General features: G+C 64.4%; 19 protein-coding genes and 1 pseudogene. 12 read left to right on the top strand and 8 right to left on the bottom strand.

Features of this window, described 5'->3' with window-relative positions; translation table 11 throughout:
- Positions 1 to 60: 60 nt before the first annotated feature.
- Positions 61 to 1,446, bottom strand: a complete 1,386-nt coding sequence (locus CAL28_RS14630; protein ID WP_141218191.1) for an XAC2610-related protein — start codon at positions 1,444 to 1,446, stop codon at positions 61 to 63.
- 226 nt (positions 1,447 to 1,672) lie between these two features.
- Here CAL28_RS14630 and CAL28_RS14625 point away from each other — a divergent pair, with 226 nt between their 5' ends.
- Positions 1,673 to 2,293, top strand: a complete 621-nt coding sequence (locus tag CAL28_RS14625) for a hypothetical protein (protein WP_141218190.1) — start codon at positions 1,673 to 1,675, stop codon at positions 2,291 to 2,293.
- 40 nt (positions 2,294 to 2,333) lie between these two features.
- On the opposite strand, the gene CAL28_RS14620 is transcribed toward CAL28_RS14625, so the two are convergent.
- The 5 genes and pseudogenes from CAL28_RS14620 to CAL28_RS14605 form a co-directional block, all read right to left on the bottom strand.
- Positions 2,334 to 3,239: a LysR family transcriptional regulator gene (locus tag CAL28_RS14620; RefSeq protein WP_094842050.1), complete on the bottom strand. Its 906-nt coding sequence runs from the start codon at positions 3,237 to 3,239 to the stop codon at positions 2,334 to 2,336.
- Between the two features lie 120 nt (positions 3,240 to 3,359).
- Positions 3,360 to 5,549 (bottom strand): xanthine dehydrogenase family protein molybdopterin-binding subunit, encoded by a 2,190-nt coding sequence (locus tag CAL28_RS14615; RefSeq protein ID WP_254926283.1) that lies wholly within the window; start codon positions 5,547 to 5,549, stop codon positions 3,360 to 3,362.
- 20 nt (positions 5,550 to 5,569) lie between these two features.
- Complete coding sequence (locus tag CAL28_RS30215; protein ID WP_369597694.1) at positions 5,570 to 5,815, bottom strand: (2Fe-2S)-binding protein; 246 nt, start codon at positions 5,813 to 5,815, stop codon at positions 5,570 to 5,572.
- A gap of 30 nt (positions 5,816 to 5,845) precedes the next feature.
- Positions 5,846 to 6,022 (bottom strand): annotated as a pseudogene (locus CAL28_RS30210) (2Fe-2S iron-sulfur cluster-binding protein); the annotation flags it as partial.
- Positions 6,023 to 6,060: 38 nt separating this feature from the next.
- Positions 6,061 to 6,438, bottom strand: coding sequence for a c-type cytochrome (locus tag CAL28_RS14605; RefSeq protein ID WP_176463999.1), 378 nt, complete (start codon positions 6,436 to 6,438; stop codon positions 6,061 to 6,063).
- 277 nt (positions 6,439 to 6,715) lie between these two features.
- On the opposite strand from CAL28_RS14605, the gene CAL28_RS14600 reads away from it, so the two are divergent.
- The 5 genes from CAL28_RS14600 (at position 6,716) to CAL28_RS14580 (ending at position 12,604) form a co-directional block, all read left to right on the top strand.
- Complete coding sequence (locus CAL28_RS14600) at positions 6,716 to 7,618, top strand: LysR family transcriptional regulator (protein WP_176463998.1); 903 nt, start codon at positions 6,716 to 6,718, stop codon at positions 7,616 to 7,618.
- 129 nt (positions 7,619 to 7,747) lie between these two features.
- On the top strand, positions 7,748 to 9,076 hold the full coding sequence (locus CAL28_RS14595; RefSeq protein WP_176463997.1) for an arylsulfatase: 1,329 nt from the start codon (positions 7,748 to 7,750) through the stop codon (positions 9,074 to 9,076).
- Between the two features lie 42 nt (positions 9,077 to 9,118).
- The gene (locus CAL28_RS14590; RefSeq protein WP_176463996.1) at positions 9,119 to 10,084 is read left to right on the top strand and encodes a Bug family tripartite tricarboxylate transporter substrate binding protein; all 966 of its coding nucleotides are present in this window, start codon (positions 9,119 to 9,121) and stop codon (positions 10,082 to 10,084) included.
- A 71-nt stretch (positions 10,085 to 10,155) separates the two neighbouring features.
- Entirely contained in the window at positions 10,156 to 11,487 is a 1,332-nt protein-coding gene (locus CAL28_RS14585; RefSeq protein ID WP_094844629.1) for a sulfatase family protein, read from the top strand.
- Between the two features lie 211 nt (positions 11,488 to 11,698).
- Positions 11,699 to 12,604, top strand: a complete 906-nt coding sequence (locus tag CAL28_RS14580; protein WP_094842043.1) for a LysR family transcriptional regulator — start codon at positions 11,699 to 11,701, stop codon at positions 12,602 to 12,604.
- Between the two features lie 15 nt (positions 12,605 to 12,619).
- On the opposite strand, the gene CAL28_RS14575 is transcribed toward CAL28_RS14580, so the two are convergent.
- Complete coding sequence (locus tag CAL28_RS14575; protein ID WP_094842042.1) at positions 12,620 to 13,618, bottom strand: Bug family tripartite tricarboxylate transporter substrate binding protein; 999 nt, start codon at positions 13,616 to 13,618, stop codon at positions 12,620 to 12,622.
- A gap of 97 nt (positions 13,619 to 13,715) precedes the next feature.
- A complete protein-coding gene (locus CAL28_RS14570; protein ID WP_094842041.1) occupies positions 13,716 to 14,765 on the bottom strand; it encodes a TauD/TfdA family dioxygenase in 1,050 nt (349 codons plus the stop codon).
- A 454-nt stretch (positions 14,766 to 15,219) separates the two neighbouring features.
- Between CAL28_RS14570 and oxlT the strand changes: the two genes are divergently transcribed.
- Genes oxlT through CAL28_RS14535 form a run of 6 tightly spaced genes read left to right on the top strand, consistent with a single transcriptional unit; the run spans position 15,220 to position 20,587 of the window.
- Positions 15,220 to 16,533: an oxalate/formate MFS antiporter gene (gene oxlT / locus CAL28_RS14560; protein WP_094842039.1), complete on the top strand. Its 1,314-nt coding sequence runs from the start codon at positions 15,220 to 15,222 to the stop codon at positions 16,531 to 16,533.
- A 27-nt stretch (positions 16,534 to 16,560) separates the two neighbouring features.
- Entirely contained in the window at positions 16,561 to 17,457 is an 897-nt protein-coding gene (locus tag CAL28_RS14555) for a dioxygenase family protein (protein WP_094842038.1), read from the top strand.
- Between the two features lie 49 nt (positions 17,458 to 17,506).
- Positions 17,507 to 18,586 (top strand): acyl-CoA dehydrogenase, encoded by a 1,080-nt coding sequence (locus CAL28_RS14550; RefSeq protein ID WP_141218188.1) that lies wholly within the window; start codon positions 17,507 to 17,509, stop codon positions 18,584 to 18,586.
- Positions 18,574 to 19,332, top strand: a complete 759-nt coding sequence (locus CAL28_RS14545; RefSeq protein WP_094842037.1) for a PIG-L deacetylase family protein — start codon at positions 18,574 to 18,576, stop codon at positions 19,330 to 19,332. Before CAL28_RS14550 ends, CAL28_RS14545 begins: the two co-directional genes overlap by 13 nt.
- Positions 19,329 to 19,913, top strand: a complete 585-nt coding sequence (locus CAL28_RS14540; protein ID WP_176463995.1) for a class I SAM-dependent DNA methyltransferase — start codon at positions 19,329 to 19,331, stop codon at positions 19,911 to 19,913. The genes CAL28_RS14545 and CAL28_RS14540 overlap by 4 nt, the downstream gene beginning before the upstream one ends.
- Positions 19,910 to 20,587, top strand: coding sequence for a glycosyltransferase (locus CAL28_RS14535; protein ID WP_094842035.1), 678 nt, complete (start codon positions 19,910 to 19,912; stop codon positions 20,585 to 20,587). Before CAL28_RS14540 ends, CAL28_RS14535 begins: the two co-directional genes overlap by 4 nt.
- The last annotated feature ends 96 nt before the right edge of the window (positions 20,588 to 20,683 follow it).

The following is a 20,683-nucleotide window of genomic DNA, read 5'->3' as shown; positions in this document are numbered from 1 at the left end:
GACCAGGCCGGCCAGCAGGCTGCGTGAGCCGGCAGCCGGGCGCCTGGCCGGCCCCCAGCCTTACTTCGACGCCGTGCAGTAGTTCGGATCCTTGAGCGTGACGGCGGCGACTTGGCCGTTGTCCAAGAGCTGGACATAGGGGCATTTCATGCGCTTGCCCTTGATCTCGACGGTCTCCATCTGCACTTTCTCGGAATACTCGTGGGATATGTCTCCATTGCGGGTATCGCGCAGGTAGACCTCCATATGCACACGTTCCCAGGATTCGGGCGGATCGGCGTCGCATTCAGACGGGTTGCGCGGCAGCAACCGGTCACCCGCGTTCCAGGTGACGTCAGGGTATTCGACGTGACCATCACGATAGGTCGGCATCACGTAGCAATAACGGATTTTGCCGTTGGTCCGCACAGGCTGGAAAAAGCTCTCGCCCTGCTCCACCTGGACCAGTTCCTTGCCCTTCCATTTCGCGATGGTTACGTAGTGATCGCAGCAACTGCCGCGTTGGAAATCCCACACCAGCTTGTTGGCGGTATCGAAGTTGGGCGACGTCATTTGTTCCATGGTGGCGCTGACGTCGTCGAACTTGCCCGTCGCGGGCTCGTAGATCCATGCGCTGGTGGGGATATTGGGACCGGCGGGCAGGAACTGGGCCAGCGTCAGATCCGGCCAGCCATCGAAATTGATGTCCGGTGTTTCCGGCACGAAGATGCGGCACGTGCCGACCGAATCGGTGGGCAGCGCCTGCACCAGCCTGCCGTCCTTGTACAAGCGGATCTGGGTCACATGCGGCACGTCGGTGGCGCAGGCGCCGCCAGGGTCGGGCATGCGGTCCGCGGCCAGGCGGATTTCATAAGGGAAGGCATGCGCCCCCGGCGCGGGGCCCAAGGTCACGGGCAGACTGCGCTTGCCATCGGGGCTGGCCCAGGTTCCCGTCCAGCCGGCGCCATTGGGGCGCATCTCCCAATGCCCGGTCACGGGCTTGTCCTTGCCGGCGGCGGTCTGGTCGTATTCCTGCATGCCCACGCCATTGGCTTGCCAACTGCCCTCGAGCCGCAACTTCAATATCTTGTTCGAATCGCAAGGCTCGTAGCAGTAGTTGCCGGACACGTGATCGGCGACACGCTTGAATTCGACGCGGATCTTGCGACTGGAGATCGTGCCCTGATAAGACGCCGACCAGGCAGGGAATTCGACAGCCGGCGATGTGGGCATGGTCGTCGTCGCGGCCGGAACGACGGGAGGAGCAGCAGCCGGCGCCGTAGTCGGACCCGTGGCCGAGGCCGGAGCCGGCACATGGGCGTGAGCTGCCGCGCCCTGCGCCTGTGCACGCGCGGCCGGCATTGCCAGCATGGCGGCGGCCAACAGCATCAGCCGGGCGCAACGGCCGGCGCGGCGTATCGAAGCTAAGTCCCGCCCGGAACGGCGGCGAAAAATCGGGCTGCTCATGGTGACTCTTATCTTTGCTTTGCGGTTGAGCATGGGGATATATCACGCCGCCTTTGATGAGAGTTCGACAAATTGTCAGCGTTGCTGCGGACCGCGCCCGCATGCAGGCTGCCGCGTCCGGTTCGTCGGCCAACACCGCGCTGCGGCGCAGTCGCTTTCTAGCTGCTGAACCCTTCTGGGAAACCGCGCCCGTATCTCGGCTGTCGAACTGCGCCGAAGCGGAACTATGGGCTCGCAACAGCCCGATTCGGCGCTTATTGAATGCAGACGCAGTTACATTTTCTTCGCTGATGAGGGTGCCCGTTCGGCAATCCCGGAAATAGAATTCACACTTTCGAGCTTCGCGAAACATTCCATGATCCGCCGTACCCTGTTCGCCTGTTCCGCCGCCCTGGGTTTCGTCCTGCTAAGCGGTTGCGTCTACCACCCGCCCGCCAACCAGATGGACCGCTACGCGAAAAGTATGGTCGGTCATAACCTGAACGAGGTCACCTCGCGGTTCGGCCCCGAGGATCACCAGGGCGGTTCGGCCACCTATCCCAACATCGGCACCCCACAAAACCCCCGCTACTCGCACGCCTGGAGCCGATACGGCTCTACCCAGCACCAGCGCTTCGTCCAGACCGGAACGGCGTCGACAGGCAGCACGCTGGTTGGGGTGCTTCCTGCCGGTGGCGGCCAAGGCCAGACCCCGATCTACCAGGAAAATACCGCGCCAACGGGTTATTACACCCAAGAAGGCGAAACCTGCATCATGACCTTCATCACCGACGCCCATAAGACCATCGTGTCCTCCTACCTGCAAGGCGGCTACTGCGACAAGCTGTTCCTCGGTGGCGATCGTTAGCGGCTGTCACGCTGCGCGTTCGGTCTCTTTCCGGGCGGAATCAGGACGCGCCGAATCTTTCGAGATACAGATCGCGGACCCAATCGATGAACACGCGCACGCGGGGAGAAATCTGCCGGTGGGACGGGTAAAGCGCGCAAATCGGCAGCGTCGGGCACGCCCATTCGGAGAGTATCTGCACCAAGCGCCCGGCCTTCAGATGCTCCTCCAGCCGGAAGCGCGGAACCTGGATAATGCCGCACCCGCTAAGCGCGGCGGTTGTATAGCATTCGGCTTCGCTTACCGAAAGCCAACCGCTCGCGGTGTACTCCCGCACTTGTCCATCGACAATGACAGAAAACGGATACTTATAGTCATTGCCTCGCGAGAAGAAACCGATGCCCTGATGCTGTTCCAGGTCGCGCGGATGCTCGGGAACCCCATGTTTCTCCAGGTAGGCCGGGCTGGCGCAAATGATTTCAGGCAATTCGGCGAGCTTGCGGACGACCAGGGAAGAATCGCGGGGCTGCCCCGCCCTGACGACACAGTCGATACCCTCCTTTACCAGGTCGACCAGGCGGTCGCCGCTACTCAGCTCAATATCGATGTTGGGATAGCGCTCCCTGAACTCCGCGATACGCGGAAGAATGACCATCGTGGCGTGCGCGCCGTGAACATCCAACCGTAGCGTGCCTTGCGGGTTGGTCAGGTAGGTCGCGACGGACGATTCGGCATCTTCCAGGTCGTCCAGAATCCGCTTGCATCGCTCATAGAACGCCTGGCCGTCCAACGTGGGCTTGACCTGGCGCGTGGTGCGATCCAACAGACGCACGCCCAGCCGGCTCTCAAGTTGCTTGATCGCGTGGGTCGCGGTGGCGCGCGGCATATTCAACATCTCGGCGGCTTGGGTGAAACTACCCAATTCCACAATCCGATTGAACAGTTGCAGAGAAGAAAGGCGGTCCATAGTGAATAGCTTTATAAGGCTAGACGCACAATCGGTCCACCTGGCATCTCTACATCGTGCGCACGGCGCCGGGATCGCCCCCGCCGGCAAAGACCTGGCTGCCGAAAAAGACCGAGACGCTTACGCAGTCAGGCTTTTGATCCGTTCGGCAGTAAAGGGCATATCGCGGAGCCGTTTCCCCGTCAAGGCATAAACCGCATTGGCGACCGCGGCGCCCGTCATGGGGACGCCGATTTCACCCGCCCCCGACGGATGGTGGCCACTCTCCACGATTCGCACGGAAATCTCCGGAATCTCGTGGATGCGCAGCGGCTCATAGTCGTAGAAATTGTTCTGTTGAATCTGCCCCCGGTCTACCGTTATGCGTTCTTTCAAGGCGCCCGAAAGGCCGAATATGATGCCTCCCTCGGTTTGCGCGACCAGATTGTCCGGGTGTATCGCGATGCCCGGGTCCACAGCCGCCCAGAAACGATGAACCCGGATCTGGCCGGATTGCTTGTCTATCGATAGCTCGGCGACGCCGGCGCCTATCGTCTCCTTGTAGCCGGCAAACGAAATGCCATGAGCCCGCCCCGCCGGCGCGTTGCCGAACCCGGACATTTCGACCACCGCGTCAAGGACCGCGCGGCCGCGCGGGCTTTTGGAGAGCAAGCGCCGCCGGAACGCGACGGGGTCGGTATTCGCCGCTTCAGCCAGCTCGTCGATGAAGCATTCGCGAGCGAAACAGTTCGGCCCCCAGCCTATTCCCCGCCATGCCGACACCCGGGTACGCCGTTCGAGAATGACATGATCGGACAGGAAGTCCGGGATGTCGTAATCGGCGCTTTCCGTTCCTTCCATAACCAGAATGTCCCGGCCCTTTGCCCCCGCCCACCGGGAAGGCGCGGCATATTCCAGGATGGACGGACTGGCGACCCGATGATGGAAGGTCGCCACGTTGCCGGCGGAATCCAACGTCGCTTCCAGCCGGTGCGCCGTTGCGGGACGAAGCCAGCCGTTCTTGACATCGTCTTCCCGGGTCCACATAAGCTTTACCGGCCGGCCCATGTGTTTGGACAAAATCAACGCATCATGCAGGTTGTCCCGGGCGAAGAAGGTCCGGCGCCCAAAAGCGCCGCCCATCTGCATCGCGTGGAAACGGATGCGATCAGGCGTAGTCTGCAACGCTTGCGCGGCCGCCGCGATCGAAAGCGATTGACTCTGCGTTCCCAGCCAGACTTCGGCCCCCTTGCCATCGCTGTCAACCGCGGCTATCGCGTTCAGGGGCTCCATCTGCGCGTGATACGTGTGCTCGGTCGTGAAGATGGCCTGGACACGTCTACGCCCAGGCGCGGCGAGGGCGGCGCTCGCATCTCCCCTGCCCGCCCAAGGCATCGCGCGGCGCGTTTTGTCGTTGACTGCCGTCACGGTAGCGGCCAGATCTTCGACGCTGTTCGCCGTCCGGAAGGGCGAGGACTCGGTCCACCGAACGTTCAGCAGCTCGCGGCCTTGCAGGGCGGTCTCCCAGTTATCGGCGATCACCGCAACCGAGCCGCGCAGCCGGATGACATCCCGCACACCGGCAAGGGCGCGCGTTTGCGCATCGTCCACCGCGACGGGGCTCTCCCCTTCCACCGGTGCGTGGAGTTGGGCGGCGTACACCATGCCCGGCAGCCGCACGTCCATGGAATAAACGGCTTCACCGCGGACTTTGCCCGGAATATCGCGGCGTCCGGGATTGGTGCCGATCAGTCGATAGGCGCCGCGCGCTTTCAGATCGGCATCCGTGACTGGGGGCACATCGCTCACGATGCGAGGGATTGCGGCGACTTCGCCGAAGGACAGGCGTCTTCCCGTAGGCGAATGAACCACCCTGCCCGGCTCGGTGGCTACCTCTCCGACAGGTACATCCCATGCCTGTGCGGCGGTATATATCAGGACACGCCGGGCATTGGCGCCGGCGCGTCGCATGATGTCGAAGTAGCCTTGGACCGAAGAACTGCCAGCCGTGAACAGTATCCCGCCGGTATTCGGATTGCCGTAAACGGACCCTGCGTCCTGGTCGACCTGCCGAACGATGACCCTGGTCCAATCAGCATCGAGCTCCTCGGCAAGAATCATGGGCAGCGATGTCATGACGCCTTGGCCCATTTCCGTGGAGGCAAATCGTAGGGTGACTTTGTCGTCCCTGCCGATGGTCACCCATGCATTGACGGCCAACGGTTCGGCGCCGGGAACGGACGCGGCGGCTCGTACGACCTGGACCGCGCCACCGGCCAGGACCGCGAAACCCAGGGCTCCGGTGGCGCCCAGGAAATTCCGGCGCGACATGCGGACAACGTTGTGCACGATTACTCTCCCTGCGCAACGCGCTGGATGGCCCGAACGATGCGGGGATATGTGCCGCAGCGGCACAGATTTGCCGCCATCGCATCGATGATCTCTTCGCGGGTAGGCCGCGGATTGCTTTGCAGAAGCGCCGCGGCGCGCATGATTTGCCCGGACTGGCAATACCCGCATTGCGGTACTTGCTCCGCAATCCAGGCGCGCTGAAGCGGGTGGTCGCCGTTGGCCGACAACCCTTCGATCGTCGTCACGGCGTGTCCCGTTGCGGCGTCCAACGGCGTTTGACATGCATAGACCGCTTCTCCGTCCAGGTGCACGGTGCATGCGCCGCACGCGCCGGCGCCGCAACCGAACTTGGTCCCTGTCAGGCCCATATGCTCGCGCACAACCCACAGAAGCGGCGTGTCCGGTTGCGCCGACACGTTGACGCTACGCCCGTTGATGATCACTAGAGCCATGATGTTTTTTCCCGTATGCGGTTAAGAGAACGCATGCTTCAACGCAACGTGCCCAGATAGTCCACAAGTGCCTCCCGTTCGGCCTGGTTGGGCACGTTGACCATCATGCTGGTGCCCGGTACGGCCTGGCGCGGATTCCGCAGATAGCGGTCCAGGGTTTCCTTGGTCCAGACCACATCCGAACCCTGCAAGGCTCCCGAGTAGCGCGCCCCCTCCATTGCCCCCGCGCGCCGGCCAAACACCCCAAACAGACTTGGGCCGATGGCGTTCCGGGCGGGCTCGATCGAATGGCAGGACGCGCAACGTTGCCGAAACAGCCGGTCTCCTCCGAGCGCCTGGGCGTTGCCGGCGGCGGGCCACGATAAAAGCGCCAGGGAAGCGAGGACGGCGGGAGCGCCAAGCCATCGTACGGACATGAGTGAATCATTTTTCAGGCAGATGTAAGGAGTCGCTAGGCTATCAGTTGAGCCGCAAAAGAAAATTATTGGTGCTTGCAAACACTGTTCAAGCGCTGTCAATAATCCCTGAGAGGGCTCGCAGTGTCTTGCAACGCGCGGCATCGCAATCCTGCGTCATCGCCTTGCGGGCGCCTATCCACTCGCTATGTGTCCAATGCGCGCGAAGACGATATATTCGCGGCGTCGACTTGCCCGCATGACGCGGGTAAACGATTGGCCACGCAAGGAATCCCCAATGTATCTGTCGCCCACCGATCTCGATTACTTCCTGGCAGTCGTCCGCCATGGGCATTTCGGCCGGGCCGCGTTGGAGCAAGGCGTTACCCAGCCCGCCATCACGAAAGCATTGAGGCGCCTGGAGAACACCGTCGGCGTCGCACTCTTCGAACGGGGCGCCCACGGCGCTCGCCTGACCAGCGAAGGCCACATCTTCCACGAGCATGCGCGGCGCGTCAGCCTGCAGCACGCCGAACTTGCCAAGCTCGCGGCGGACCTGCGGGCCAACCATAGCGGACTATTGCGGATCGGGCTGACCAACCCGGCGGGCGACAGCAATACCGTGCGTGCCCTTGCCGAATTGATCCGCAATCGCCCGGGCCTGCGCATCAAGCTGACGATAGGAAAGTCCGACTCGCTCAACGCAGCCGTGGAAGCGGGCGACCTGGATATGGCGGTCGTTCCCTGCCCTTTGGGAACCACATTCAGTTGCGAACAGGAAACGCTGGGACAGGATGCGGTCGTGGTCGCGGCTCGCGCCGGCCATCCGATCTTCCGCGCCACGCCCATTTCGCTCGCGGCCACCGGGGCCTATGCCTGGGTCATGCCGAGCCGGGATAGCGGCGCCCGGAAAGCCGTCGCGCAATTGTTCGAGGCAGCGGGCCTTGCCGAGCCCACGGTGGCCCTGGAGGCCGAGTATGTCTCGGAAACCGCTTTGGGCATGGTCGCCGCCACCGACCTGCTCGCAGTGGCGCCTTTGCTAAACCTCAGATCCTGGGCCGCCATGGTCATGACCGTCCCCCTGCCCGGCTTTCCGTTGACCCGCCGCCTGGTGCTGTTGAGCAGACGCGGCGGCCACTACTCCGCCCTGATGGCTTCGCTGCGCGACCAACTGCTGCTTGCCTACAAGGCGCCCGCCTAGCCCGGCCGCTTCGTGGGATTTACCCTAGTCATTCCTGGCGGGAATCGAATCCGGTACGCGCGGGAATGAAGGATTTCTCCTGTCCTCATATATTCCCGGGTATTCAGAGAGAAAACCACGGGGATCATCTTGGCGCCGCCGAATATCGTATTGATTGTGGCCGACAACCTCGGCTGGGGCGAGTTGGGATGCTATGGCGGCGGAGCCCTGCGCGGCGCGCCGACGCCACGCATCGACGCATTGGCCCGGCAAGGCCTGCTGTTGCAGAACTTCAATGTCGAAAGCGATTGCGTGCCGACCCGGTCCGCGCTGATGACGGGGCGTCATCCCATCCGGACAGGAAGTCTGCAGAGCGTGCCGCCCGGCCTTCCGCAAGGGCTGACGCGCTGGGAAATCACCCTGCCGGAAATGCTGAAGAAGCAGGGCTACGCCACCGCCCACTTTGGCAAATGGCATCTTGGCGATATACCTGGACGCTATCCGTCGGACCGCGGCTTCGATGAATGGTTTGGCATACCGCGCACCACCGACGAAAGCCAGTTCACCTCCACGGTCGGGTTCGATGCCGAGGTGGCGGACATCCCATACATCATGGCCGGCAAGGCCGGAAAGCCATCGGAAAAGATCAAGGTCTACGACCTGGAATCCCGCCGGGGCATCGACGCCGATCTGGTCGAGCGCGCCGTCGCGTTCATGAAGGACAAACACGACCGCCGCGAGCCTTTCTTCCTTTACCTTCCTCTGATCCATCTGCATTTCCCCACCCTTCCCCATCCCGACTTCGCGGGCAAATCGGGTAACGGCGACTTCGCCGATGCCATGATCGAAATGGATCACCGCGTCGGCCAGATTGTCGATGCGTTGGACGAACTGGGCGCCGCGGAAGACACGCTGTTCATTTTCTGCAGCGATAACGGCCCCGAGTTCCGGGCCCCCTATCGCGGTACCGCGGGGCCATGGCGGGGAACGTATCACACCGCCATGGAAGGCAGCCTGCGTGTGCCCTTCATCGCGCGCTGGCCCGGCAGGATCAGGCCCGGCCGGACCAGCAACGAGATCATGCACGTGACGGACATCTTCACCACCCTGGCGCGGGTGGCCGGCGCCGAGGTCCCGGCTGACCGCCCCATCGACGGTATCGATCAGTTGTCCTTCCTGACGAGCGGCGACGACCACCCCAGATCGGCCCGCGAGGGCTTCCCGTTCTACATCAAGCAGGAACTGCGTGCCGTCAAATGGCGGGACTGGAAACTCCATTTCTATTGGGAGCCCGAGGTGAACGAAGGCAAAGGCAAACTGGAGTCGCCTTACCTGTTCAACATCACCCGGGATCCCAAGGAAGAAACCGATGTGCTTGTTTTCAACACCTGGGTCATGGGACCAATTTTGAAACTCGTCAAGGCATTCAATGACAGCGTGAAGGCCTTTCCGAACACGCCGCCCGGGCAGGAGGACTGAGCCATGCGCCAACACCATTTTCCGAAAAACGCGAAGGCGACAGTGTCGAAGCTTTCCAGAATGCTGGCCAATGGCTGCCTCGCGGTGGCCATGGTCACGGCAGCGGCCGCGGCGCGAGCCGAGCCGGCGTGGCCTGACGAAAAGCCCATCACCTGGGTCGTCGGTTTCAGCGCCGGCGGATCGGTCGATGTCATTACTCGCGCGGTCGCCCAACAGGTCAGCGCCACGCTGAAGCAAAACGTCGTCGTCGAGAACAAAGCCGGCGCCGCGGGAGCGATCGCCCTTGCGTCGGTGGCCAGGGCCAAGCCTGACGGCTATACCTTGATCACGGTTCCCGGGCCCATCCTGCGCGAAGATGACGGGTTGGAGATCGGCGAAAAGCTCGTCGGGGTGGCTACCCTGGCCGAGGGCGCGGTGGTCATGGTCGGCGCCGCGAACGGGCCTGCCGATTTCAAGCAGCTCCGGGCCGCCATCGAGAAGACGCCCAACGCCTTCACCTATGCGAGCTCCGGGGTGGGCACGGGCCAACACATCGCCGGCGCGATGTTCAACCTGGCGCTGCAAGCGCAGATGGTGCATGTGCCCTACAAGGGCGGCAGCCAGGCCTTGGCCAATGTGATGGGCGGACAGGTCACCCTGGGATTCCTGGGCGTGTCCACGGTCCTCCCGCAGGTTCTGGACGGCAAGCTGATCGCATACGCGGTCACCTCACCCAATCGCGTCGCCAGCCTGCCTGACGTCCCGACGTTCGAGGAAGCGGGTATTGCCGGCTTCAATCTGACCCAGTGGTACGTCGCGGCGATGCCGGCCGGAACGCCGGAGGCCGTCATCCAGAAATTCAGGCGAGCGGTCGACGACGCACTGCGGACGCCGCAGATTCTGACGCTGCTCAAGGCGAGCGGACTGGATGCTCCCGGCAAGGAAGCCCAGGACCCCACCGCGTTCGCCCGTGCCAGCATCGAACAATCCCGCATGATCGCCAAAAAAGCGAACATCACCCTGCAGTAGCCCGGCATACCACGCGTACCAGCGCAACGACCGCGAAATCCGAACGGGGCGCTTGATGTCCCATGACGAAGATGACACCCTCCAGACGCCCCAATTTCATATTCATCCTGGCCGATGACCTGGGCTATGCCGATCTCGGCTGCACCGGGGCCCTGGACGAGCGCAACAGGCCGGCGGATATCTCGCCGAACCTGGACCGGCTCGCGGCCGGCGGCGTGCGCTTCACGCGTGGATACTCCAACTCCGCGGTGTGCTCCCCCACCCGTTTTGCTCTTATCACAGGCAGATGGCAATACCGGCTTCGCGGCGGCTCCGAAGAGCCCTTGCCGACGGTCATGCGTGACGACAAGGTTTTGGGGCTTGCGCCGGAACACCCGACGCTGCCTTCCCTATTGAGGACGGCGGGATACGACACCGCGTTGATAGGGAAATGGCATCTGGGCCCCCCACCCCATTTCGGCCCCACGAAATCCGGATACGACTATTTTTTCGGCTTCCATGCCGGGGGCTCCGATTACTTCGCGCATTGCGATCCGCGCGGCAGGCCGGACCTATGGGAAAACGACCAGGCGATCGAACGCCAGGGCTACCTTACCGATCTGTTGAGCCAGCGTGCCTGCGACTACATTGCGGCCGCCGACGATTCGCGGCCCTTCCTGATCAGCCTGCACTACAGCGCGCCGCACTGGCCCTGGCTGACCCGCGAGGACGCCGAAGAATCCCGGCGCATCGCCGGCATAGGCAAACACCTGGACGGCGGCTCGATACGCACGTACCAGCGCATGATCCACCACATGGACGAAGGCGTGGGCTGGATTATTTCCGCCCTGGAAAAGAAAGGCATCCTCGAAGATACCTTCATCGTTTTCACCAGCGACAACGGCGGGGAGCGCTTTTCCAACAACTGGCCCTTCGTGGGCCAGAAGATGGATCTGCTGGAGGGCGGCATACGGGTGCCGGTATTGGCGAGCTGGCCGAACGGCCTTCCCGGCGGCGTGCTCAGCAGCCTGCCGCACATGACCATGGACTGGACCGCGACCTTCCTGGATGCCGCCGGTGTCGAGGCGGCGCCAGGCTACCCAATGGACGGCATATCGCTGCTGCCCCTGCTGCGCGGCGGTACGTCCGTCGAGCGCGACCTTTGCTGGCGTATGAAACATCGCGACCAGCGTGCGCTGATCCGGGGGAATTGGAAGTATCTGCAGGTGGAAGGCATACCGTACCTTTTCGATCTGTCCAAGGATGAGCGGGAACGCGCCAACCTGCGCGACCGCGAACCCGGAAAACTGGCTGAATTGATGGAGGCTTGGCGCGTGTGGGACGCCAGCCTGCCGCCCATACCGGAGGACGCGCAAGCGCATCTGGTCTTCGACAAACGGCAGTTGCCGCAGGCGACGTTCTAGGCCTGGGTCGCCCCGCGTTCTTCCAGGGGCGCCGGCCGGCCACACGCCGCGTCCCGTAGCGGCAGCTACCGCAGCGGCAAGCCGCCATTCGCGAAGCGCTGTCGCATGTCATTCCGCGCGAGCAACTGAATTTCCCGCCGACCTGGCTTAGGCCGCCAACACCGTGCTTCCACCGATTGCGGGGACGGACCCGTCGCGCCACACTGCGTGAATGAACATCCGGCAACTCGTTTCGTTCGCGCGCGTGGCGCAGCTGGGCAGCTTCGCCGCCGCGGCCAAGGCCCTGCACGCGACGCAATCGACCATTTCGACGCGCATACGCGAGCTGGAAACCACCTGGGGCGTCGAGCTGTTCGACCGCTCGCACCACGGACTGCAATTGACGGCCAAGGGCGAGGAGATCCTTCCCTGGGCAAAGCAGATCATCGCCCTGTCCGAGCGCATCAGCTTCCATCTGGGCGAACCGGAGGCCATCGCCGGGCTATTGCGCATGGGTGTGGCCGGGCGCATTGCCCATACCTGGCTGCCGCGGCTGATCGCCGCCATCCGCGCGCGCTATCCGCGCGTCCGCTTCGAAATCCGGCTTGGCTTGACGGCCCCCTTGCTGCAAATGGTGCGATCCGGCGAGCTGGACATCGCCTTTGCCGGCGCGCCCATCACCGATCCCACGCTGGAATCGGTGTCGCTTGGCCATGACGAATTCGTATGGATGGCTTCGCCGGAACTGGAGCTGCCAGTCGAAAGCACGTTGACGCCCGCGGATCTGGCGCAGTATCCCATCGTCGGCCTGTCGCAGGCCTCGCCGCACTACCCCGCGATCGCGCAGTGGTTCGGCGCGGCGGGGGTGGAATACAACCCCTTGATCTCCTGTAGCGACATGGGGGTGGCGGCCAAGCTGATCGCGGCGGGCCTGGGCGTGGGGCTGCTTCACCGTGCCTCGCATCGGAACGAGGTGTTGGCCGGGCTGTTGACCGTGCTGGACACGTCGCCCGCCTTCCCACGACTGGAATTCGTCGCCGTGCACCAGCGCGGCAATACCAGCCCGCTGGTCACGGCCGTGGCGCTGCTCGCGGCCGAGGCCAGCGACTTCCCGCGGGAAGCGATGCCGCCGGCCTGAACAGCCCTGCCGGCATCAACGCGCGGCGGTCTTGATTCCCGCCTTCTGGATGACCTGCGCCCACTTGGCGCGCTCGCCCGTCATGAACTCGCCAAAGGCCGCCGGCGTCATGCTTTGCGGCTCGGTGCCGATGCCGATCAGCTTCTTCCGGATATCGTCGCGCGCCAGGATCTTGGCGGTTTCCTTGCTGAGCATATCGACGATGGCCTGCGGCGTGCCCGCGGGCGCCACCAGGCCATACCAGACCGTCACGTCGTATCCCGGCAGGCCCTGGGAAGCCACCGTCGGAATCTGGGGAACCATGGGAGACCCATGCGCGCCGGTCACGGCCAGGCCGCGCAACTGCCCGGACTTCACCATCGTCGCGGCGGTCGGCATATTGTCGAAGATCAGGTCCACGCGCCCCGCCACCACTTCGCTCACCGCTTGCGGTCCGCCCTTGAATGGCACATGGGTCATCTCGATGCCGGCCATGGATTCGAACAACTCGGCCGACATATGCGGCGACGACCCCGTGCCCGCGCTGCCGTAGAACAGCTTGTGCGTCTTGCCGTAGGCGATCAGCTCTTGCACATTCTTGACCGGCAGCGACGGATTGACCAGCAGGATGTTCTGGATTCCCGCCACCAGCGAGATCGGCACGAAGCTGCGCGCGGCGTCGTACGGCAGGTCGTCCTGCAGGGCGGGATTGACCGCCAGCGCCGAGCTGGACCCCATCAGCAGCGTGTAGCCGTCCGGCGCGCTGCGCGCCACGACGCCGGTACCCAGCGCGCTGCCGGCACCCGGGCGGTTCTCCACGACGACGGGCTGGCCCAGGTCCAGGGTCATCTGTTCGGCCAGCGTGCGCGCCAGCACGTCGGACGTGCCGCCCGGCGTGAACGGAACGATGATCTTGATGGGCCGCTCGGGATAGGCGCCGGCGTGCGCCGTTCCCGCCCATCCCAACGGAAGAATTAATGACAACGCCGCCAGCAGGCGCGTGCCGATGCCACGCATCGCGCAGGAAATGTCCATGGAATACCCCTTGTGTCGTTATCCGGAAGGCCGGTGTCCATGTCCCCTCGCCTTCGCCGCTGACGGCTCTATACAGCTTTTTATGGCGGTCCGCGCATCAACCGTGATATGAGCGGCGTCCTTCATCGCGCAGCCACAGCCGCAGCAAGTGCCGCTTGCGCTCCGGTTCGGGATAATCCACGAACCCCGTGCGGCGATGCCCGCAACGCCGATTGTCGACGATCTGGATCTGGCCGCGTTCGAAGAAGAACTCACGGTTCCAGCGTTCTTCGCGCATGATGGATTCCAGCGCGTCCAAGGCTTCGAAACCCAGCGGATCCAGCTCCTGCCCTGCCAGGTGATAGCCGCTGAGGGTCTGATGGCGCGACAGCTTGCAGTTCAGCCATTCTCCGTCATAAGTGAACAGCGGACGGCTCAGCACCATCGGATCGCCGGGATAGTGTTCGCGCTGGCGGTTCGCCAGGAACGGTTGGTACAGGCGCTCGATGAGTTCGATGGGATGCCGCTTCAGCATCTCGTTGTAGACCGAATAGAAACTGACGATGCTGTTGATGCCGCCCGCCATGGCCGGATGCAGGCAGAACAAGGCCACATAGTGCGGCGGGCATAGGTTGTAGTTGTTGTCGGTATGGAAGTTCTGATCCTTGCTGGTCGTGTCGCCGCGCACCGAGGTGCTGTAGGCACGGCCCTGGTCCTTCACGTCGTAGATCATCTTGCCGTCGAAACTCTGCGCCACCGGCCGGGCCACCATCTGCCCCAGCATCCAGTAGATGGCGCGGTTTTCCTCTAGCGAATACCGCTGCACCGGCACCTTGTCCAGGATCACGAAGCCGACGCCGTCCTGCAGGATTTCGCGGGCGCGGCGCATCATGGCCATGCAGCGCGGCATGTCGAAATCCGTGGGCGTCAGCAGCAGGGTGGGCAGCGGATTGCGGCGCAAAGACTCGACGAAGGCGTCGATTTCGGCCAGGCCATCGTCGCCGATATGGATGATGCCGTCATCCGGCGCCAGCGTGTCGCGCTCCCAGACGATGGGCCCATCGAGCGGCGTGTCGCGTATCGGCGGCCGGCCTGGCGCCGACGTGTCGAGTATGGTGACTTCCTCGCCTTCGGCAAGATCCCGTGTGCGTTCGACTTGCATTTCCATGAATGCGTTTCCCCTTGGTTGCGGTTCGTGGGGAAGTATAGGAACGCAGGCGTGGCGGCAAAAACGAATAATTCCGTCGCGGCGGCGACGGGAAATCCGATATCCGGGATTACCATAGGCCGCGGCGCGCGCAAGAAAAAGCCCGCACGGCGTCGCGCTCTCGCGGGCCGGCCCGGCCGCGCACGGAACGGACTACAAACGGACGACAGCGACCCTCGCAAATCATGGTGGACAGGACCCTAACCGTAAGGCGCGACAAGCTCGGGTGCGCTTTCGGTCGCAGACGCCATTGCGAGACGAGCATTGGCTGGCCCCCGGCGCCATCCATCGATGGCATCACTGATTACCCGCGAAATTCACCATTTCAATCATCCGCGGACCGCGATTAGTCTTCGTTGCAGCAGTACGCCGACAAGAATCGAGAAGCCCTTCAGGCTTCCATGCCGGAGACAACATGTCCGCGCCAAATCCTTCCACGTCCTCGCTGGATGCGCTGACGCTCAAGCGCACGGAAAGCACGCCCTGGGTCCAGCTGGCCCTGGGCATGATCGCGATGCTGGCGATCTCCAGTCCCCAGTACGTATGGGCCCTGTTCGTCCAACCCATGCAGGCGTCGCTCGGAGTGTCGCTTTCCGCGCTGCAGGTGACCTTCGCGCTTTTCAGCATCTGCCAGTGCGGCATCGGCCCTCTCCACGGCGAGCTGGCCGCCCGCGTGTCCTCGCGCACCTTCGTCATCATGGGCGGGGTGCTGGTGGGTCTTAGCTGGGTCAGTTCCGCCTACGTCACGTCGCTGCCTATGCTGTACCTCACCTATGGCGTCCTGTCCGGGATCGGTACGGGCTGGGTCTACGTCGCCGTAGTCGAACTGATGGTGCAGTGGTTTCCCCGGCGACGGGGCTTCGCCGTCGGCATGGTGGCCGGCTGCTACGGCCTGGGCGCCATCGTCACCACGTTTCCGATCGCCGGCAGCCTGCGCGACAGCGGCCTGCAGGACACGCTGGTCATGTTCGGGATCGTCCTGGCCGCCATCATCGTCCTGGCGGCGCTGGGTATGAAGCGTCTCGAATCGCCCGGGCGGCAGTATGCCGGCCACGGGCCCGTTGCGCCGGACACGGCTGCAACGGGCTACACACCCAGCCAGATGCTGCGTACCCCCCTGTTCTGGCTGATGTTCGCCATCATGGCGATGGTCGCGACCGGTGGTCTGATGGCGATTTCCCAGCTGGGGGCGCTGGCCTCCCATTTCGGCATCACGAACACGACGCTCGTGCTGGGCATGGCCGCCCTGCCCCTGGCCTTGACGCTGGATCGCGCCGCCAACGGATTGACCCGGCCGTTCTTCGGTTGGGTGTCGGACAGGATAGGCCGCGAACCGACCATGCTGCTGGCCTTCCTGCTGGAGGCCTTGTCCATATTCCTGCTGCTCAAGCTCGGAACCCATCCCGTCGCCTTCGTCGTGCTATCCGCCGTGGTCTTCTTCGGCTGGGGCGAGATCTATTCCCTGTTCCCCTCGCTGCAGGCCGATGTGTTCGGTACGCGCCACGCCGCGCGCAATTTCGGCTACCTGCTGATCGCGACCGCCGTCGGTTCGGTGCTGGGCGGTCCCATCGCCGCCCTGCTTTTCGAGAAAACCCGGTCGTGGGACATCGTGTTCCACTGCATCATCGCGCTTGACGTCGCGGCCGCGCTGCTGTCCATTCTGGTGCTGAAGCCGATGCGCGTGCGCTGGATGGCCGCCGCGCGACGCGCCGGACCTCCCCGAACCTGATACAAGCGCCGGACTACGGAGACATCCATGCAACACAGCGATCCCCTGCATCTGACCCGGACCGTCCTCGAACGCGTCGCCAATACACCCGACCCGCGTTTCCGGCTGTTGATGACGACCCTCGTCACCAAACTGCATGAGTTCATCCGAGAGGTCGACCTGACGCCCGAGGAGTGGATGGCGGCCATCGAGTTCCTGACGGCCACGGGCCAGACCTGTACCGACAAACGCCAGGAATTCATTCTTTTGTCCGATACCTTGGGGGCGTCCATGCAGGTCGTCATGTTGGCCCAGGCCCGGGCCTCGGCCTCGGTGCCCGAGGGAGTCGCCGCCACGCCTGCCACGGAGGCTACCGTCCAGGGCCCGTACTACTGGGAAGGCGCGCCCGAGCGCGAACTGGGCAGCAATATCGCCGAAGGCGTGCGCGGCGAGCCCGCGTATTACCACGGCCGGGTCACGGACACCGCCGGGCGGCCCCTGGCGGGTGTCCTGCTCGATATCTGGTCCGGCGACGGCGAAGGCGTCTACGACATGCAGGTCGCGGGCCAGAACGAAATGCTGGCGCGCGCGCGTTTGCGCACCGACGCGCAGGGCCGTTATGCCTTCTGGTCCATCCGGCCGAGCTACTACCCCATTCCCATGGATGGCCCGGTCGGCAGGATGGTCCAGGGTTTCGGCCAGCATCCCAACCGGCCCGGCCATATCCACTTCAAGGTGTCGGCGCCGGGCCACGTGGATATCACCACGCATATCTTCGTCGCCAATAGCCCGTACATCGAATCCGACGTCGTTTTCGGCGTGCGCGACAGCCTGATCGTCGAATTCCAGCCGCATGCCCCCGGCCGCGCGCCGGATGGCCGCGAGATGAAGGCGCCGTTCTGGACGGCGGAATACGACTTCCGGCTGGCGCCTGCCCGGGCATGACTGTTGCTGTTTCCCGCCATCGCATTGACCCTGTTTGGCGATGGCACGCATGGAAACTGCTTCGAAATCACCATTGGAATGCCTGCGTCCCGGCACGACCCCGGATCCTCTGGGGCGTTTCGGGACGTTGTGCGCCGCCGCCGGCCGCACCCGCGACGCCGTGGAAATCGGCTCGATATTCCAGGACATCGCCGGTGGCCTGACGCACACGGTACCGACACCCGGTAGCGGCCGCACATTGGCACGCTGGCGTGTCCTGGCCGACATCGCGGCCAGCAGCCTGCCGCTGGTCAAGCTGGTCGAGGGGCATCTGGATGCCGTCGCCATCCTGCATGAATTGAACCTGTGGAGCGAGGTTCAGCCGCGGGATATATGGGCTGTGTGGTGCGCCGAGCCGCCCGGCATGCGCGTGGCCGCGGTGATCGACGACACCGAGGTTCCATGCCGCGCGCGCGTGTCCGGAATCAAGCCTTGGTGTTCCGGAGCGGCCAGCGTGACACGCGCGCTGGTCAGCGTGTGGAACCCGCGCGGGCAGCCCTGCCTGGCGGCGGTCGACATGGATGCCCCCGGTGTACGGCTTGGCGAGGGTTGGCACGCGGTCGGCATGGGCCCCACGGCAAGCGTCGATGTAGAGTTCGATAACGTTCCGGCAGTCCTGATAGGCGAGCCGGGAGCCTATGTGCAGCGGCCCGGCTTCCTGCACGGCGCGGCCGGCGTCGCGGCCTGTTGGTATGGCGCCTGCGCCGCCATCGCCGAGGCGGTACGGCGGGGGGCGCGGCGCCGCCCGGACGACGCACACGCCCTCGCCCACTTGGGCGCCATCGATATCAAGCTCGCACAAGCCGCCTCGCAGATGCGTTCCTGCGCCGCCGCCATCGACGCCGATCCCGGCCAGCCTCATGCGCGCGCGGTGTGGCGGGCCCGGCTGGCGGTCGAGGATGCGGCGCAGGCTGTGCTGGAACGGGCGCCGCGCGCGCTGGGTCCCTCCCCCTTCTGCAAAGACCCTTCATTGGCCGGCCTGCTGGCCGACCTGCCGATCTACCTGCGCCAAAGCCATGGCGAGCGCGACCTGGCGGCACATGGCCGCGCATTGATCGAGGCCACGGAGACCGCGCCATGGACGCTCTGATCGACCGGGCCATTCGCGGCACCGGGACATCGGAAGCGCGTTGGCAAGCCTGGCTGGACCGCAATCCCCCGCGCCCCATCGATCCGCGCGGCCTGGCGCAGCCGTCCGGAACCTTGCACATCGTCGCCCCGCATCCGGACGATGAGATCCTGGGTTGCGGCGGGATCATGCGGGAGGCCTGGCGAGCCGGTGTGCCGCTGAGCATATGGGCCGTCACCGATGGAGAACGCAGCCATCCGGACTCCCGCACATGGCAACCCGCCCCGCTGGCTCGCGAGCGGATACGCGAAAGCGCCGCCGCATTGGCATTGATCGCGCCCGGCGCCAGCCGCCATCGGCTCGAAGTGGCCGACGGAAGCGTGGAGGCGTTCGAAAACGACATCGCGGACCGCCTGGCCGCCGCGATCAACCCGCGCGACACCGTGATCGCGCCGTGGCAATGGGATGGCCATCCCGATCACGAATCCGCGTCGCGTGCCGCCTTCCGCGCCGCGCGCGCGCAAGGCGCGCGTTTCCTGGAAGTGCCGATATGGGCCTGGCATTGGATGGATCCCGACACCGGCGCGTTTCCCACTGACCGCGCGCGCGCCGTCCGCCTGGGCGACGAGACACTCGCCCTGAAACGGCGCGCGGTGCAATGCTTTCGTACGCAGTTGGAGGCCGACTCGTCCACTGGCAAGCCGCCGGTGTTGACACCGACCATGCTGCAAAGGGTGGATCGCCGCTTCGAGGTGATATTCCAATGAACCGATTCGACACGCTGTACAGGCAGTGCGCCGATCCATGGCAGGTACGGGCATCCTGGTACGAACAGCGCAAGCGCGCCGTGCTGCTGGCCGCCCTGCCCCGGCAGCACTACGGCCGGATTCTGGAGCTGGGCTGCGGCAACGGCGAGATGACGCGCGGCCTGGCATCGCGATGCGACGCGCTTGTCGCCATCGACGGCTCGGAAACGGCGATCGCATTGTGCGCCCTTGCCCTGCGGCAGGAGGGTATAGCCCATGTACGCACGCATGTCGCGCAACTGCCGGACGAATGGCCGTTGCGACCAGACGAAAGCTGCGAGCTGGTCGTTGTATCGGAACTCGCCTACTACATCCCGGACGCCGGGTTGGCGGCTTTCCTTCAGCGATGCCACGACGCGCTCGCGCCTGGTGGCGAATGGGTCATGTGCCATTACACCAAGGATTTCGACGATCGCGAGCAGCCCACATCCGAGCTCCACGCCCGTGTCGACGACGTGGGCGAACTGACGCGCGTCATCGCCTACCGGGACGAACGCTTCCAACTCGATATTTGGCGAAAACCCAATAAGGAAACCGCATGATAGGCGTTTGCATACCCGCCCATAACGAGGAGGACACCGTGCAGGCTTGCCTGGCCTCCATCCGCAAGGCATGCATGCACCCGGGCTTGAAGGGTGAACGGGTGGTGGCCGTGCTGGTGCTGGACAGCTGCACGGATCGCACCGCCGAATACGCCGGCCCATCGCGGGTGGCGCAATTGCGCGTGGCCTGCCGCAACGTCGGCCAGGCGCGTGCGGTCGGCGCGGATTACCTGATCGCGGCGGGCGCCCGATGGCTGGCCTTCACGGATGCGGACACCACCGTATCGACGTCGTGGCTGGCGGATCAGTTGTCCCTTCAGGCCGCCGCGGTGTGCGGAACGGTCGGCGTGGCGGATTGGACGGGGCATGGCCGGCATGCGCACGAGGCCAAGTGGCATTTCCAATCGGCCTATCGCGATCGCGATGGGCACCGGCACATCCACGGCGCCAACCTGGGCATCGCCAGCGATGCCTACCTGCGCGCCGGCGGTTTCCGCGCGCTTGCATGCCACGAAGATCGTGACCTGGTCGAACGCCTGGAACGGGCCGGCGAGACCATCGCCTGGAGCGCCCTGCCGCGCGTATCCACCAGCGCCCGTCCCTATTCCCGCGTTGCCGAGGGCTTTGCCGCGGCGTTGCGGGAGGGCTGGGACAGCGACGAGAAGGCGGCGTGACGTCAACGGTCGCCCGGTCGCCGCGGACCTGAGCATCGGCCCTCTCCACACGCTTGACTTGTAGTAGTTGTGATCGCTACTATCAGTCAACGCCAA

Source organism: Bordetella genomosp. 11 (assembly GCF_002261215.1).
GTDB lineage: Bacteria > Pseudomonadota > Gammaproteobacteria > Burkholderiales > Burkholderiaceae_B > Bordetella_C.
This window is presented reverse-complemented; position numbering and strand designations above follow the sequence as displayed.

Excerpts from the sequence above, each read along its gene's own strand:
- CAL28_RS14575 (WP_094842042.1), bottom strand. The coding sequence starts at position 13,618 with ATGGACATTTCCTGCGCGATGCGTGGCATCGGCACGCGCCTGCTGGCG.
- CAL28_RS14570 (WP_094842041.1), bottom strand. The coding sequence starts at position 14,765 with ATGGAAATGCAAGTCGAACGCACACGGGATCTTGCCGAAGGCGAGGAA.
- CAL28_RS14620 (WP_094842050.1), bottom strand. The coding sequence starts at position 3,239 with ATGGACCGCCTTTCTTCTCTGCAACTGTTCAATCGGATTGTGGAATTG.
- CAL28_RS14625 (WP_141218190.1), top strand. The coding sequence starts at position 1,673 with ATGGGCTCGCAACAGCCCGATTCGGCGCTTATTGAATGCAGACGCAGT.
- CAL28_RS14555 (WP_094842038.1), top strand. The coding sequence starts at position 16,561 with ATGCAACACAGCGATCCCCTGCATCTGACCCGGACCGTCCTCGAACGC.
- CAL28_RS14585 (WP_094844629.1), top strand. The coding sequence starts at position 10,156 with ATGACACCCTCCAGACGCCCCAATTTCATATTCATCCTGGCCGATGAC.
- CAL28_RS14580 (WP_094842043.1), top strand. The coding sequence starts at position 11,699 with ATGAACATCCGGCAACTCGTTTCGTTCGCGCGCGTGGCGCAGCTGGGC.
- CAL28_RS14550 (WP_141218188.1), top strand. The coding sequence starts at position 17,507 with ATGGAAACTGCTTCGAAATCACCATTGGAATGCCTGCGTCCCGGCACG.
- CAL28_RS14540 (WP_176463995.1), top strand. The coding sequence starts at position 19,329 with ATGAACCGATTCGACACGCTGTACAGGCAGTGCGCCGATCCATGGCAG.
- CAL28_RS14545 (WP_094842037.1), top strand. The coding sequence starts at position 18,574 with ATGGACGCTCTGATCGACCGGGCCATTCGCGGCACCGGGACATCGGAA.
- CAL28_RS14605 (WP_176463999.1), bottom strand. The coding sequence starts at position 6,438 with ATGTCCGTACGATGGCTTGGCGCTCCCGCCGTCCTCGCTTCCCTGGCG.
- CAL28_RS14630 (WP_141218191.1), bottom strand. The coding sequence starts at position 1,446 with ATGAGCAGCCCGATTTTTCGCCGCCGTTCCGGGCGGGACTTAGCTTCG.
- CAL28_RS14615 (WP_254926283.1), bottom strand. The coding sequence starts at position 5,549 with ATGTCGCGCCGGAATTTCCTGGGCGCCACCGGAGCCCTGGGTTTCGCG.
- oxlT (WP_094842039.1), top strand. The coding sequence starts at position 15,220 with ATGTCCGCGCCAAATCCTTCCACGTCCTCGCTGGATGCGCTGACGCTC.
- CAL28_RS14535 (WP_094842035.1), top strand. The coding sequence starts at position 19,910 with ATGATAGGCGTTTGCATACCCGCCCATAACGAGGAGGACACCGTGCAG.
- CAL28_RS14600 (WP_176463998.1), top strand. The coding sequence starts at position 6,716 with ATGTATCTGTCGCCCACCGATCTCGATTACTTCCTGGCAGTCGTCCGC.